Origin of the sequence: Klebsiella sp. 2680, assembly GCF_900198535.1 — a bacterium.
Lineage (GTDB): Bacteria > Pseudomonadota > Gammaproteobacteria > Enterobacterales > Enterobacteriaceae > Klebsiella > Klebsiella indica.
The window spans coordinates 922,234-936,850 of the sequence record NZ_FZNJ01000001.1; the positions used below are offsets into that span (position 1 = coordinate 922,234).

12 protein-coding genes are annotated in these 14,617 nt (G+C 55.3%); 9 read left to right on the top strand and 3 right to left on the bottom strand.

Features of this window, described 5'->3' with window-relative positions; genetic code table 11:
* Positions 1-60: 60 nt before the first annotated feature.
* The 5 genes from FN037_RS04425 to ybiJ all read left to right on the top strand — a co-directional run bounded on the left by FN037_RS04425 (position 61) and on the right by ybiJ (position 4,990).
* Complete coding sequence (locus FN037_RS04425) at positions 61-675, top strand: flavin reductase family protein (RefSeq protein ID WP_142501618.1); 615 nt, start codon at positions 61-63, stop codon at positions 673-675.
* A gap of 310 nt (positions 676-985) precedes the next feature.
* On the top strand, positions 986-3,268 hold the full coding sequence (locus FN037_RS04430; protein WP_142501619.1) for a catecholate siderophore receptor Fiu: 2,283 nt from the start codon (positions 986-988) through the stop codon (positions 3,266-3,268).
* Between the two features lie 45 nt (positions 3,269-3,313).
* Positions 3,314-3,991 carry a PKHD-type hydroxylase YbiX gene (ybiX, locus tag FN037_RS04435; RefSeq protein ID WP_138360576.1) on the top strand — a complete coding sequence of 226 codons (678 nt, stop codon included), beginning with the start codon at positions 3,314-3,316 and terminating at the stop codon, positions 3,989-3,991.
* Between the two features lie 186 nt (positions 3,992-4,177).
* Positions 4,178-4,444, top strand: a complete 267-nt coding sequence (locus FN037_RS04440; RefSeq protein WP_138360577.1) for a DksA/TraR family C4-type zinc finger protein — start codon at positions 4,178-4,180, stop codon at positions 4,442-4,444.
* Between the two features lie 285 nt (positions 4,445-4,729).
* Positions 4,730-4,990 carry a DUF1471 family protein YbiJ gene (gene ybiJ, locus FN037_RS04445; protein WP_138360578.1) on the top strand — a complete coding sequence of 87 codons (261 nt, stop codon included), beginning with the start codon at positions 4,730-4,732 and terminating at the stop codon, positions 4,988-4,990.
* 123 nt (positions 4,991-5,113) lie between these two features.
* Here ybiJ and ybiB read toward each other — a convergent pair whose 3' ends face one another.
* From ybiB to rhlE, 3 genes are all read right to left on the bottom strand, one after another.
* Positions 5,114-6,082 (bottom strand): DNA-binding protein YbiB, encoded by a 969-nt coding sequence (gene ybiB / locus FN037_RS04450; protein ID WP_142501620.1) that lies wholly within the window; start codon positions 6,080-6,082, stop codon positions 5,114-5,116.
* A gap of 42 nt (positions 6,083-6,124) precedes the next feature.
* Entirely contained in the window at positions 6,125-8,269 is a 2,145-nt protein-coding gene (gene dinG / locus FN037_RS04455) for an ATP-dependent DNA helicase DinG (protein ID WP_142501621.1), read from the bottom strand.
* A 209-nt stretch (positions 8,270-8,478) separates the two neighbouring features.
* Positions 8,479-9,813, bottom strand: coding sequence for an ATP-dependent RNA helicase RhlE (gene rhlE / locus FN037_RS04460; RefSeq protein ID WP_142501622.1), 1,335 nt, complete (start codon positions 9,811-9,813; stop codon positions 8,479-8,481).
* A gap of 258 nt (positions 9,814-10,071) precedes the next feature.
* Between rhlE and cecR the strand changes: the two genes are divergently transcribed.
* The 4 genes from cecR to FN037_RS04480 are packed head-to-tail and all read left to right on the top strand — an operon-like array spanning position 10,072 to position 14,594.
* Positions 10,072-10,749 (top strand): transcriptional regulator CecR, encoded by a 678-nt coding sequence (gene cecR / locus FN037_RS04465; RefSeq protein WP_138360582.1) that lies wholly within the window; start codon positions 10,072-10,074, stop codon positions 10,747-10,749.
* Positions 10,746-11,735, top strand: coding sequence for a secretion protein HlyD (gene hlyD / locus FN037_RS04470; RefSeq protein WP_142501623.1), 990 nt, complete (start codon positions 10,746-10,748; stop codon positions 11,733-11,735). Before cecR ends, hlyD begins: the two co-directional genes overlap by 4 nt.
* Entirely contained in the window at positions 11,732-13,471 is a 1,740-nt protein-coding gene (locus FN037_RS04475; protein WP_142501624.1) for an ATP-binding cassette domain-containing protein, read from the top strand. The genes hlyD and FN037_RS04475 overlap by 4 nt, the downstream gene beginning before the upstream one ends.
* Positions 13,461-14,594, top strand: a complete 1,134-nt coding sequence (locus tag FN037_RS04480) for an ABC transporter permease (RefSeq protein WP_138360585.1) — start codon at positions 13,461-13,463, stop codon at positions 14,592-14,594. Before FN037_RS04475 ends, FN037_RS04480 begins: the two co-directional genes overlap by 11 nt.
* Positions 14,595-14,617 lie beyond the last annotated feature (23 nt).

A 14,617-nucleotide genomic window follows, 5' to 3' on the forward strand; every position in this document is an offset into this window, starting at 1 on the left:
TTGACGGCGACGCGGTAAATAAGTGAGTCTGGATATCTACTTTTTTGTTGCAGGTGGCGTATGTACTTCTATCAACCTTCGCACGGGCATGGTCTGCCGCACGACCCGCTGAACGCTATCATTGGCCCCCGGCCCATCGGATGGATAGCCTCGCTTGATAGCCACGGCCAACGTAATCTGGCGCCCTACAGCTTTTTCAACTGCTTTAACTATCGGCCGCCGATCATTGGTTTTGCCAGCTGCGGCTGGAAAGATAGCGTGCAGAATATCATCGAGACCAAAGAATTCGTCTGGAACCTGGCAACTCGCCCTCTGGCGGTCGCCATGAACGAAACGTCCGCCAGCATACCGCGTGATGAGGATGAATTTGTCCGTGCCGGGCTGACCCCCGCCCCCAGCCGTATTATCAACGCCCCGCGCGTTGGCGAAAGCCCGGTGAACTTCGAGTGTCGTCTTTCTCAATGCATCCAGTTAACCACCGCAGCAGGCGTGTCGATTGAAAGCTGGCTGGTGCTGGGCGAAGTGGTTGCAGTCCATATTGACGAATCGCTGCTGGAGGAAGGGATTTACCAGACCGCCAAAGCCCAGCCAATTCTGCGTGCCGGCGGCCCCAGCGCCTATTACGGCATTGATGAAAGTTTACGTTTTGACCTTGTTCGTCCCGACACCCGCTAAACGCTTTCCCTGCCCGGTCATCTCTTTCACATCAAGGTCGGGACAACCACGTACCGACCCCAATACATTCCACTTCTCTCCCCTCGCGGTGTCGCCTGCTGTTTATGTAGAAAAAATGCAGTGAATGTAAATAAATGTATTTATTTTTTTATAAATGAGTGATAAAAGATCGCGCGGTGTTTGATAATGATTATCACAATCAATATCAAAAGCATTGCTATTGTTAAAAATCACCTGCAGTGGTCGGGACGAAAACTCACTTCGTCTACGGTCGTTTTGGCCTAATTAAAACGATAAGTCATTTATTGATATGGAAAAAAATAACAATTTACCGTTCAGTAGCTTCAACTCGCTGACTATCTTCACCGGCTTGTGTCTGAGCCTCTCTCCAACGGGTCATCTGCTTGCCGCAGACAGCACAGAGAAAAATACCGGCGAAACGCTGGTGGTCGAAGCGCAGTCTCCATCGTTGTATGCACCGACTCAATCCGCCGATCCTAAGTTTTCTCGCCCGCTCGCCGACACCACGCGAACTGTGACCATCGTCCCCGAACAGGTGATGAAAGATCAGGGCGTCACCAACCTCACCGATGCGCTGAAAAACGTTCCCGGTGTGGGTGCGTTCTTTGCGGGTGAAAATGGCAGCTCAACAACCGGCGACGCCGTCTATATGCGCGGGGTAGATACATCCAACAGCATTTATCTCGATGGCATCCGCGATATCGCCAGCGTCAGTCGCGATACCTTTAACACCGAGCAGGTTGAGGTCATTAAAGGACCGTCAGGCTCCGACTATGGGCGTAGCGCGCCGAGCGGCTCGATCAATATGATCAGCAAACAGCCGCGCCTTGACTCCGGTATCGACGCTTCCGCCAGTATCGGCAGCGCCTGGTTCCGCCGCGGTACGCTGGATATCAACCAGGCGATTGGCGACACCAGCGCCGTTCGCCTGAATCTGATGGGCGAGAAAACCCATGATGCGGGCCGTGACAAGGTGAAAAATGAGCGTTACGGCGTAGCGCCGTCGGCGGCTTTTGGTCTCGGCACCGAGAATCGCCTTTATCTTAACTACCTGCATGTGACTCAGCACAACACGCCAGATGGCGGTATTCCGACCATCGGTCTGCCGGGCTATTCCGCGCCTGATGCCAAAACTTCAGCGCTTAATCACTCCGGCAAGGTTGCCACCAGCAACTTCTACGGCACCAATTCCGATTACGATGATTCTACGACTGACACCGTGACCATGCGTTTTGAGCACGATTTCAACGACACGACCACGATCCGTAACACCACCCGCTGGTCACGCGTGAAACAGGATTATCTGATGACGGCGGTAATGGGCGGGGCGTCAAATATTTCCACAAATAGCTCCGACGACGTCGGCGACTGGACCTGGTCACGGCTGGCAAACACCAAAGACACCAGCAACAAAATCATCACCAACCAGACTAACCTGACCTCGAAGTTCTATACCGGACCTGTTGGTCACGACATCAGCACCGGGGTGGAATTCACCCGCGAAACGCAGACCAACTATGGGGTTAATTCGATCACGGCCCCGGCGGTCAATATTTATCATCCAAATAGCGATATCTCGGTCGGCGGCCTGAACCGCAACGGGGCCAACGCTAACGGGCAGACGGATACCTTCGGCATCTATGCTTTCGATACCCTGCAGATTACTCAGGACTTCGAGCTTAACGGCGGAATTCGTCTGGATAGCTATCAGACTAAATACAACAGCGCAACCGCATGCGGCGGCAGTGGACGCAGCGCTGTCGCCTGTCCGGCTGGCGTGGCGAAGAATACCCCCGTCACCACCATCGATACTTCCACCAGCGGTAACCTGGTGAACTGGAAAGCCGGGGCGCTGTACCACCTGACCGAGAACGGCAATATCTACGTGAACTACGCCGTTTCCCAACAACCGCCGGGAGGCAGCAACTTCACCCTGTCAGCAAGCAGCAACAGCGCCAACAACCCTGACTTTAAACCGCAAAAAGCGAAAACCAGCGAAGTGGGCACCAAATGGCAGCTGATGGACAAACGCCTGCTGCTGAGCGCCGCCCTGTTCCGCACCGATATTGAGAACGAGGTGGAAGCGAACGACGATGGCACCTGGTCACAGTATGGTAAGAAGCGCGTTCAGGGTTACGAGATTTCTCTGGCCGGTAATATCACGCCTGACTGGCAGGTTATCGGCGGATATACGCTGCAGCACGCCAGTATCCGCGAAGGCGCGAATACCGCCCAGGATGGCACCAGCTCGCTGCCGTATACCCCAGAACACGCGTTTACCGTCTGGAGCCAGTATCAGGCCACCGATGCGATCTCAGTGGGTGCTGGCGCACGTTACGTCGGCAGCATGCACCGCGGCAAAGACGGCGCGGTCGGTACGCCATCTTATACCGAAGGCTACTGGGTGGCTGACGCTAAAGTCGGCTATCGCATTAACCGTAATCTCGACCTGCAGCTGAACGTCTACAACCTGTTTGATACCGACTATGTCGCCTCTATCAACAAAAGCGGCTATCGTTATCATCCGGGCGAACCGCGGACCTTCCTGCTCACCGCCAATATGCATTTCTGATCTACAACGGGGCGCTAACGCCCCGTTTTCTCAGGAGACAAAACCATGATGTACCATATTCCCGCCATTCTCAGCCCTGAGGAAGTCGACTACTTTGCCACCCGGCTCCAGCAGGCGGAGTGGGTTGACGGACGCGTCACCACCGGCGATCAGGGGGCCCTGGTCAAAAACAACCAGCAGGTGGATACCCGCAGCAGCCTGTACAATGAACTTCAGGGTAAAGTGCTGGCGGCGCTGAATCGCAGCTCGCTGTTTTTCGCGGCCGCGCTGCCGAAGTCGATTTCCAGCCCGCTGTTCAACCGCTACCAGCAGAGTGAAACATACGGTTTCCACGTTGACGGCGCGGTACGCAGTCAGGCTCAGGGCGGCTGGATGCGTACCGATCTTTCTGCCACGCTCTTTTTATGCGCCCCCGATAGTTACGAAGGCGGTGAACTGGTCGTTAACGACACCTACGGCCAGCACTCGGTTAAGCTCCCGGCCGGAGACCTGGTGCTCTATCCCTCAAGCAGCCTGCATTGCGTCACCCCGGTCACATCGGGCGCCAGGGTTGCCTCATTTTTATGGATCCAGTCAATGATCCGCGACGATAAACGCCGCAGCATGCTGTTTGAGCTGGATGGCAATATCCAGAAACTCAAAAGCCGCCACGGCGAAAGCGAGGAAGTGCTGTCCCTTTTAAACCTGTACCATAATCTGCTCCGCGAATGGTCAGAGATCTGAGCCTTGCCTGAGCCATTTTTCGCCCCATATTCTCTATACTGAACAGCGTTCAGGTTGCGAATAAGCGAGTCACGATGATTCCGCTTATGGCCAGGGCTCGCCACATCGGGACCAAAATGCCGCTGCGGTTTTGCCATATAACCTGCACAAATGAGATGAAAAACAAAAATAGCGGGGTGAACCATCATGGCATCAGGCTGGGCGAATGATGACGCCGTACAGCAGCAAATTGACAGCACGGTTGATGATGCGGTTGCACGGGCGAGAAATGCGCTGCCGTCGGGTAAAAGCAACAAATTTTGTGAAGAATGTGGCGAACCGATCCCGGAAGCGCGTCGACGGGCGGTAGCCGGGGTTAAATACTGCCTTCAATGCCAGCAGAATAAAGATTTACATAACAATACATTTTCAGGATATAATCGCCGTGGCTCTAAAGACAGCCAGCTTCGCTGACCGATATTTACCGTTCATTACCGCATATCCCATTATCTTTTCGAGCACGTTTTTCCGCGATCGGAGTGGCAAAATGTGCCCTTATCGCCGCCCTTACTTCGCCACCGCGTGTTTTGCTTTCGGGGATTAAAATAATTTATTAATATTCAATAAATTATTATTCATTCAAAAAATTCGATGAAGACTGTTAATTTCCTTCGATTTTATCTCTCGCCAAAAGTCGTGATACTTATCACATCGACGGAACATCGTCCCCTGAACAGAACAACCTGCGAGAGATTAACTATGAAAACCATCAAATATACTGCCGCTGCTATCGCCCTTTCCGCACTCTCCTTCGGCGCGTTTGCCGCCCAGCCAGTCACATCGGCTCAGGCAGCAAGCATGACCAAAATCGGTGTTGTCTCTGCAGAAAGAGCAACGACGCTGGATGGACTTGAAGCCAAACTGGCTGCGAAGGCGGATGCCGCTGGCGCGACCGCTTACAGCATCACCTCCGCTAACACCAATAACAAAGTTAGCGGTACCGCGGTTATCTACAAATAATCGCCTGAAATCATTGTAGTAAGACCCTGTAATGCCACTGTTTTAACCCCGAAAGATCCTTTATTACCCTTGTTTTGCCCGCCCACGCCAGTGGACGGGCTTTTTTTTATCGGCTAAATACGGTTATACGATCTCTGCAACCTTCTCCAGCCCCTGTTCCAGCGACACCGCTTCTCCGGTTGCTAACAGACAACAGGCCAGCTGAATTTTCAGCGACTGCGGTAGCGGCTCGCTACCCGCAAGGCAACGCTCAATCCAGCGCGCGGTCACTTCAGGATCTTTTGATTCCGGCAGCAAAACAGCCTGCGCTGTGGCACTATCCTGGCGCTCATTGACAACCCGCGTCGCAGCGGCTGAAATCAGGCTAATCTGTGGACAGCGCTGCGGATTGGCGTAAACTTCGCCTTCAGTACCGTGCAACAGCAATGCCCGCCCGCCGATTTCCGCAAAAAATTGCGCCACCCGCCCGACGTATTCCGGATGCGAAACGCTCGACAAACGCAATGCCGCATCTTCCGCAAACGGCGTTGCCAGCTTGGCCAGCGTGTGCGCGCTGTTGCGCACCCCCATCCGCCAGCGCATCGCCAGTTGTTTTTCCAGCGGCGGGCAAAATGCGCTTATCGGCATATAAACCGGCTGATGGCTATCTAACCGCGCCTGAGCCTGACCCGCATGACGCGTCGCCGGGATCCCCATTAGCTCGAAAATAGTTTCCGTCAGCACCCGGGTTGGATCGTGACTCACACCATGAACAATGACCGGAAAACCAAGCTTGTGCAGCATAACCGCAAGCAGAGGCGTCAGGTTTGCCTGTTTGCGCGCGCCGTTGTAGCTGGGGATCACAACCGGCATTGGCCTTGAGACCGGTGGCGTCAGTTTAATGGTATGAGCCTGCATCGCTTCATAGAAACCCTTCATCTCCGCTTCGCCTTCGCCCTTGATGCGCAGGGCAATAAGAATGCCGCCCAGTTCAAGATCAGGTACCTCGCCGTTAAGCATCCGCGAGTAGAGCGCACGGGCCGTTTCCGCATCCAGGTCGCGGGCATGGTTTTTTCCGCGGCCGACTTCTTTAATGATTTTGCTGTAGTCCATTGCAGGTTCCTCTGAACGTCTCACATCGTCGACATTGCATGGTTAACGTCGTTTGCGACGCGTCTGTTTTGCTTTAGTTTTTACTATAACTTCAGGGACGTCAGGCTGCTCTATCGGAAATACAGGTAATGCATTCAATAAACGCTTACCGTAGTTTTTGCTCAGCAGACGTTTGTCATAAATCACCACTTCTCCCCAGCAGCTATGGCTACGGATCAGGCGACCAACCTGCTGAATAAGATTGAACGATGCGCTGGGGAGACTCTGGACGTCGAACGGATAGCGGTTGAGGCTTTTAAGCCATTCGCCTTCGGTTATCACCACCGGGCTGTCTATCGGCGGAAAAGCGATTTTATGGATATGCACCTGACTTAACAGCTCGCCTTTTAAATCCAGACCTTCGGCAAAGGATTGCAGGCCAACCAGTATGCTGCGCTCCCCCGCAGCAACACGCTTGCGGTGCAGTTCGACCAGCCGGTAGCGCGGCTTATCGCCCTGAACCAGCAGCAGCAGGCGCAGGTCGGTCACCTGTTCGAGAAATCGTTGCATCGCTCTCCCGCTGGCAAATAGCACCAGCATACCGAGATGCTTTCTGCTCTCGACCTGCTGCCGAAAATAAGCCGCCATCTCCGCAATATGTTGCTCTTCATGCTCAATAAGCGGCTCGTAATGCATTTTAGGGATGACGATTTTGCCCTGTTCGACGTGGTTAAAAGGCGAATCCAGCGCCACAAAACGGTCCCCGGCCTGCTCTTTGAGCCCGCTCATCTCCTGCAGACGAGAAAAGCTATTCAGCGAACGTAGCGTGGCTGAAGTCACGACGATATGCGGCACGCTGCGCCAGAGCAGCTTTTCCAGCTGATCGCTGACGCGGATCCCCACGCAGTGGAACCACAGATGTATCTGCCCGTCTCGCAGATCGCGGGTGGCCCATTTGGTCACCGGCGCGCCGGAAGAGTGTGCCAGCGATGCCAGCCGCCACAGTTTGCTTTGGCTTTCCAGCATCCCCAACGCGCGATTCATCTGTAACAGAACCCGGTGCAGGCGCACCACGTCATGGCTGCCGGTTTTATCCGCAAGATCGTTGAGGAACAGTTCCGCCAGGCCACGCAGCATTTCTGTCAATTTGGCCAGCCGCTGGCAAATCTCCATCACTTCCTGAGGCAGTTCCCCCATCGGGAAGCGGTGTTCTGCCGCCTGCCCGGCAGGCATATACAGATTGAGAATATTATTCAGGGAGGAGATATGCTCAAACAACTCTTCGCAATGTGCGTTCAGACGTTCTGGATTCGCCAGCGGCGGCGTGGTTTTAGGGCGAAACTGTTCCATGCAGGTGGCGACCAGCTTAGTAAACAGATCCAGTTGCAGGCGATACCACGGCGCGGTAATTTCCGCGCTCATCTCCAGCGCGTCGCGGGCGACGTCCGGCAAATGATGGCCTTCATCAAGCACCAGCAGTAAATGCTTCGGCTCAGGCAGCACCGCTTCGCTCTCCATCGCCGCCATCACCAGCGCGTGGTTCGCCACCACCACTTCCGCCTCCTGAATTTCCCTCCGGGCGACGAAGAACGGGCATTCCCGGTAATAGTAGCAGTTACGGTTCAGGCAACTGGCTTTATCGGTGCTCAGACGGCTCCATAAAGAATCATCAATATTTTTATCGCTATGATCGCGCAGGCCGTCCCATTTATAGCTATCGAGATCGGTTTTCAGGGTCGCGCACAGCTGCTGTTCCGCCTGGTTATTGGGGGTCAGTTCGTCATCCAGAAAGGCGAGCAGATCCTGCTGCGTCGGCTCACTGCTGGCCAGCGCGGCCAGATTACGCGGGCAGACATAGCGGCCGCGGCCAAAAGCGGCGGTAAAGCGCAGGTCGGGGATAATTTTGCGCAGCAGCGGCAGATCTTTACTGTAGATTTGATCCTGTAGCGCAACGTTGGCGGTGCTGACCACCAGCGTTTTTTGATCTTCACGGGCAATGGCGATGCCGGGAATCAGGTATGACAAGGTTTTGCCGACGCCGGTCGGCGCTTCAATCGCCAGGTGCCGCCCCTCTTCCCCGGCAAGCGTCTTCGCCACATCGGCGATCATCTGCCGCTGCGGCGGACGGGGGATAAAGTCCGGAATCTGTTCCTGAAGCGCCTTATACCAGGCGGCAATTTGCGCTTTTAGCGCAGTGGTCAAAGCCATGAGAAAACCCGAATACTGTATAAACAGCCACTATTGTGCCATTTTTTCGCTAACGGAAGGAATGTCTTTCTGAGGAAACTGGAATTACGATCGAGCGTAGACATGCGAGAAGAACAGAACGTTCCGGGCAAGATCCCTTGCCCGGATAATCAAACCTGTAACGCTGACCGCGGAACCGCCGCGATAGCCACAGGAATGCGCTAATATCGCTACTCAGCAGCGCCAGGTTTGCGCGGGCGGCGACGACGCGGCGGTCTACCGTCCTGGGTACGCGCTTTTGGCGCTTCGCCATCGTTCCGGCGCGGCGCGGACTGCTGAAGGCGCCCCTGACCACCACGCCCTTGACCTCCGCGACCGCCGCCGCGCTGCTGGCGACCGTTCTGAATCGGCTCAGCCTTGATCGACGGGTCCGGCTCATAGCCAGCAAGGGCGATGCGCGGGATCTCTTTTTTCAGCAAACGTTCGATATCCCGCAGCAGTTTATGTTCATCTACGCAGACCAGCGACAGCGCTTCGCCGGTTGCCGCAGCGCGACCGGTACGCCCGATACGGTGCACATAATCTTCCGGAACGTTTGGCAGCTCGTAGTTCACGACGTGCGGGAGTTCTTCAATATCCAGGCCACGCGCGGCGATATCGGTCGCCACCAGCACACGAATACCGCCGGATTTAAAGTCAGCCAGGGCGCGGGTTCGCGCGCCCTGGCTCTTGTTACCGTGAATCGCGGCGCTACGGATGCCATCTTTATTAAGCTGTTCCGCCAGATGGTTTGCGCCGTGCTTGGTACGGGTAAAGACCAGAACCTGCTGCCAGTTGCCTTCGCCTATCATCTGCGACAACAGCTCACGCTTGCGCTTTTTATCGACGAAATGCACCAGTTGACTAACCTGCTCGGACGCGGTGTTGCGGCGAGCCACTTCAATTTCCAGCGGGTTATGCAGCAGTTTTTCCGCCAGCGATTTAATGTCGTCGGAGAAAGTTGCCGAGAACAGCAGATTCTGGCGTTTCGCCGGCAGTTTCGCCAGTACGCGACGAATATCGTGGATAAAGCCCATATCCAGCATTCGGTCAGCCTCATCCAGCACCAGCACTTCAACCTTATCCAGATTGACGGCATTTTGATGCTCAAGATCCAGCAGACGACCCGGCGTCGCCACCAGAATATCAACGCCGCCGCGCAGCTTCATCATTTGCGGGTTAATGCTGACGCCGCCGAAAACCACCAGAGAACGCACGTTGAGATATTTGCTGTAATCCCGCACGTTCTCACCAATCTGGGCCGCCAGTTCACGTGTTGGGGTCAGAATCAGGGCGCGCACCGGGCGGCGGCCTTTAGCATGCGGTTCTTTCTGGATCAGATGCTGAAGCAGCGGCAGCGTAAAGCCCGCCGTTTTACCGGTGCCGGTCTGGGCGCTGGCCATCAGATCGCGCCCCTGTAATACCGCAGGAATCGCCTGCTGCTGAATGGGGGTTGGCTCAACGTAGCCCTGTTCAGCGACTGCGCGCAGGATTTCAGGATTCAGGCCAAGGGAATCAAAAGACATAACAACTCCGAACCGCCCCGGCCCGTCACAGGCGTAGTTTTCAGGGAGATCATTGCGAAAGAGATGGCAAAAACCACAATGCCATGAAGGGGCGCATTCTAGCAGAATTTGTGACGGACCGCATAAAATATCCCACTGGCTTTTATCTGCAAAATAATGCTCGTCTGTTCTGCGACGAATTCAGTCGGGCAGAGGCTGGACAAGGTTACGGATTGGTCATATTCTTAATCAATCGATTGATTAATTTTTTTCAGTACAATGACTTCGACCACCATAACCAGTAAAGGCGAACAGGCGAAGAGCCAGCTTATCGCAGCCGCGCTTGCCCAGTTCGGCGAATACGGCCTGCATGCCACAACCCGCGATATCGCCGCCCTGGCCGGGCAAAATATCGCCGCGATCACCTACTATTTTGGTTCCAAGGACGATCTCTACCTCGCCTGTGCCCAGTGGATTGCCGATTTTATTGAGCGAAATTTCCGCCCTCATCGCCAGTCGGCAGAGGAACTTCTCGCGCAACCTTCGCCGGATAAAGCCGCCATTCGCACCCTGATTCTGCACGCCTGCCAAAATATGATCTTGCTGCTGACCCAGGATAATACGGTGAATTTAAGCAAATTTATCTCCCGCGAACAGTTGTCGCCGACCCCGGCCTACCAGCTTATCCACGATCAGGTAATCGCCCCGCTACACTGCTATCTGACCCGTTTAATCGCCGCGTTCACCGGCCTTGACGCTAACAGCACGCAACTGATTCTTCACACCCACGCGCTACTGGGGGAGGTTCTCGCCTTTCGTCTTGGTCGGGAAACGGTTCTGCGTCGCACCGGTTGGGTGGAGTTCGATCGAGAAAAAACTGAGCAAATTTTTGAGGTTATCGCTTGCCACATTGATTTCGTTCTACAGGGATTAGCGCAAAGGAGTCTGAAGTCATGAAAAAACCCCTCATCATCGTTCTGCTGCTGCTCCTTCTGGCCGCTGTGATTGGCGGTAGCTGGTGGTATCAGAGCCGTCAGCCAAAAGAGCTCACGCTATATGGCAACGTTGATATTCGTACCGTCAATCTGAGCTTCCGCGTGGGCGGTCGGCTGGCGTCGCTGAACGTTGATGAAGGCGATACGATAAAGGCCGGACAAACGCTGGGCGAGCTGGATCGCGCCCCTTATGAAAACGCGCTGCAACAGGCGCAGGCCAATGTTTCTACTGCGCAGGCGCAGTATGATCTGATGATGGCGGGATACCGTTCAGAAGAGATTGCTCAGGCTGCCGCCGCGGTCAATCAGGCGCAGGCGGCGTATGATTACGCACAGAACTTTTACCAGCGCCAGTCCGGGCTGCGTAAAAGCAGCGCCATCTCCGCTAACGATCTGGAAAATGCCCGTTCCTCACGCGATCAGGCCCTGGCCACGCTGAAATCAGCCCAGGATAAACTGCGCCAGTACCGGGCCGGTAACCGCCCGCAAGAAATCGCTCAGGCCAAAGCCAGTCTTGAGCAGACTCTGGCCGCGCTGGCGCAGGCGAAACTCGACCTGCACGATACCATCCTGACCTCCCCTTCCGATGGAACGCTGATGACCCGCGCCGTCGAACCGGGCAGCATGCTCAGCGCAGGCGGCACAGTGCTGACGTTATCGTTAACCCATCCTGTTTGGGTACGCGCTTACATTGATGAAAAAAACCTCGGTCAGGCCCGGCCGGGGCGCGAGGTCCTGCTCTATACCGACAGCAGGCCAAATAAACCTTACCGTGGGAAAATCGGCTTCGTCTCTCCCAGCGCGGAATTTACGCCAAAAACGGTGGAGACGCCCGATCTGCGCACCGATCTGGTTTATCGCCTGCGGATCGTGGTGACTGATGCTGATGATGCGCTACGTCAGGGAATGCCGGTCACCATCACCTTCAGTAACGGAAGCGGACAATGAATGAGGATGTCATCACGCTGAGCGGATTGACCCGACGTTTTCCGGGAATGAATCGTCCGGCCGTTGCGCCGCTGGATTGTACCCTTCGTTCCGGCTATGTAACCGGCCTGGTCGGCCCCGACGGCGCCGGGAAAACAACGCTGATGCGCATGCTTGCCGGGCTGCTGAAGGCCGACGAAGGTCGCGCAAAAGTAATCGGTTTCGATCCTGTTGCCGACGATAGCGCCCTGCACGCGGTGCTTGGCTATATGCCGCAGAAATTTGGCCTGTATGAAGATCTGACGGTCATGGAAAACCTGATCCTCTACGCCGACCTGCGCAGCGTCACCGGCGCAGCACGGGAGAAGACCTTTGCCCGACTGCTGGAGTTTACCTCACTTGGTCCCTTTACCAGCCGACTGGCGGGCAAGCTTTCCGGCGGTATGAAGCAAAAACTCGGTCTGGCCTGTACCCTTGTCGGCGAACCTCAGGTGTTGCTGCTGGACGAACCCGGCGTCGGCGTCGATCCCATCTCGCGTCGTGAATTGTGGCAAATGGTCCACGAACTGGCGGGCGACGGGATGCTGATCCTCTGGAGTACCTCCTATCTTGATGAGGCCGAACAGTGCCGTGACGTGCTGTTGATGAACGAAGGCCAGCTTCTTTACCAGGGCCCGCCAAAAGAGCTGACTCAGACGATGATGGGACGCAGTTTTTTAATCTCCAGCGCTGAGGAAAATAACCGCCGTCTGCTCCAGCGGACGCTGAAATTGCCGCAGGTGAGCGATGGCGTGATTCAGGGGAAATCGGTGCGCCTGATCCTCAAAAAAAATGCCAACATCCGCGACGTACAGAACGCCGCCGATATGCCAACGCTGGATGTGACCGAAACCGCTCCGCGCTTTGAAGACGCCTTTATTGACCTGCTCGGCGGTGCCAATACCGCTGAATCGCCGCTGGGGAAAATCATCCATACTGTTGAAGGCGCTCATGACGAAACGGTGATTGAAGCGCAGGCACTGACGAAGAAATTCGCTGATTTCGCCGCCACCGACCATGTCGATTTCCAGGTTAAGCGCGGCGAAATCTTCGGCCTCCTCGGCCCTAACGGCGCAGGCAAGTCCACCACCTTCAAAATGATGTGCGGACTGCTGGTGCCCACCTCCGGTAAAGCGCTGGTTCTGGGCATGGATCTCAAAATCAGCTCCGGCAAGGCGCGACAGCATCTCGGCTATATGGCGCAGAAATTCTCACTCTATGGCAATCTTACCGTCGAGCAAAATCTGCGCTTCTTCTCCGGCGTTTACGGCCTGCGCGGGCGCCAGCAGGACGCAAAGATCGCCAGCATGAGCGAGGCTTTCGGTCTGAAAAGTATTGCCCGGCAGGCGGCCGATGACCTGCCGCTCGGTTATAAGCAGCGTCTGGCGCTGGCCTGTTCACTGATGCATGAGCCGGATATCCTGTTTCTTGATGAACCCACTTCCGGGGTCGATCCTCTCACCCGCCGCGAGTTCTGGCTGCATATCAACAGCATGGTGGATAAAGGCGTGACGGTAATGGTGACCACCCACTTTATGGATGAAGCGGAATATTGCGATCGCATCGGCCTGGTCTACCACGGCAAACTGATCGCCAGCGGTACACCGGACGACCTGAAAGCCCAGGCGGCGGATGATCAACAGCCAGACCCGACGATGGAACAAGCCTTTATTACCCTCATCCACGACTGGGATAAGGAGAACGCTGGTGAGCGCTAAAATACTATCGTGGCGGCGCGTGCGCGCCTTGTGCGTCAAAGAGACCCGGCAGATAGTCCGCGACCCCAGCAGTTGGTTGATTGCGGTGGTGATCCCGCTACTACTGCTGTTTATTTTTGGCTATGGTATTAATCTTGACTCCAGTAAGCTGCGGGTCGGCGTATTGCTGGAACAGCAGAGTGAAGACGCGCTGGATTTCGTCCACGCCATGACCGGTTCACCCTACATTGACGCTACCATTAGCGACAACCGCCAGCAGTTAATGCAAATGATGCAGGCCGGGCAAATCCGCGCGCTGGTGGTGGTGCCGGTAGATTTCGCGCAGAAGATGGCTCGCCCAGGGGATAGTGCGCCAATCCAGCTTATCACCGATGGCAGCGAACCGAACACCGCGAATTTTGCCCAGAACTACGTCGAGGGTATCTGGCAAATCTGGCAGCAACAGCAAGCGGAAGATCGTGGTGAAACCTTCGAGCCGCTGATTGATGTCAGGGCCCGCTACTGGTTTAATCCGGCGACCATCAGTCAGCACTTTATTATCCCTGGTGCAATCACCATCATTATGACGGTAGTCGGCGCGATTCTGACTTCGCTGGTGGTGGCCCGCGAGTGGGAGCGCGGCACCATGGAGGCACTGCTGTCGACCGAAATTACCCGCGCCGAACTGCTGCTGTGTAAGCTGATCCCCTACTACTTCCTCGGCATGCTGGCGATGCTGCTCTGCATGCTGGTGGCGGTATTTATTCTCGACGTGCCGTTTCGCGGTTCGCTGATGATCCTGTTTTTTATCGCCAGTCTGTTTTTACTGAGTACGCTGGGAATGGGGCTACTGATTTCCACTATTACCCGCAACCAGTTCAACGCCGCCCAGGTCGCGCTAAATGCCGCATTTTTGCCGTCAATTATGTTGTCCGGATTTATTTTTCAGATAGACAGTATGCCAGCGATAATCCGCGCGGTGACCTACGTGATCCCGGCGCGCTATTTTGTCAGCACCCTGCAAAGCCTGTTTCTGGCGGGCAATATTCCGGTGGTGCTGCTGGTAAACGTCATGTTCCTGATCGCTTCAGCGGTGATGTTTATCGGCCTGACGTGGCTGAAAACCCGACGTCGACTGGATTAATCCTGGCCCGCGTATTTTGCCCG

What these genes read in the sequence shown, in the direction of transcription:
- FN037_RS04425 (WP_142501618.1), top strand. Translation starts at nt 61, where the DNA reads ATGTACTTCTATCAACCTTCGCACGGGCATGGTCTGCCGCACGACCCG.
- FN037_RS04430 (WP_142501619.1), top strand. Translation starts at nt 986, where the DNA reads ATGGAAAAAAATAACAATTTACCGTTCAGTAGCTTCAACTCGCTGACT.
- ybiX (WP_138360576.1), top strand. Translation starts at nt 3,314, where the DNA reads ATGATGTACCATATTCCCGCCATTCTCAGCCCTGAGGAAGTCGACTAC.
- FN037_RS04440 (WP_138360577.1), top strand. Translation starts at nt 4,178, where the DNA reads ATGGCATCAGGCTGGGCGAATGATGACGCCGTACAGCAGCAAATTGAC.
- ybiJ (WP_138360578.1), top strand. Translation starts at nt 4,730, where the DNA reads ATGAAAACCATCAAATATACTGCCGCTGCTATCGCCCTTTCCGCACTC.
- ybiB (WP_142501620.1), bottom strand. Translation starts at nt 6,082, where the DNA reads ATGGACTACAGCAAAATCATTAAAGAAGTCGGCCGCGGAAAAAACCAT.
- dinG (WP_142501621.1), bottom strand. Translation starts at nt 8,269, where the DNA reads ATGGCTTTGACCACTGCGCTAAAAGCGCAAATTGCCGCCTGGTATAAG.
- rhlE (WP_142501622.1), bottom strand. Translation starts at nt 9,813, where the DNA reads ATGTCTTTTGATTCCCTTGGCCTGAATCCTGAAATCCTGCGCGCAGTC.
- cecR (WP_138360582.1), top strand. Translation starts at nt 10,072, where the DNA reads ATGACTTCGACCACCATAACCAGTAAAGGCGAACAGGCGAAGAGCCAG.
- hlyD (WP_142501623.1), top strand. Translation starts at nt 10,746, where the DNA reads ATGAAAAAACCCCTCATCATCGTTCTGCTGCTGCTCCTTCTGGCCGCT.
- FN037_RS04475 (WP_142501624.1), top strand. Translation starts at nt 11,732, where the DNA reads ATGAATGAGGATGTCATCACGCTGAGCGGATTGACCCGACGTTTTCCG.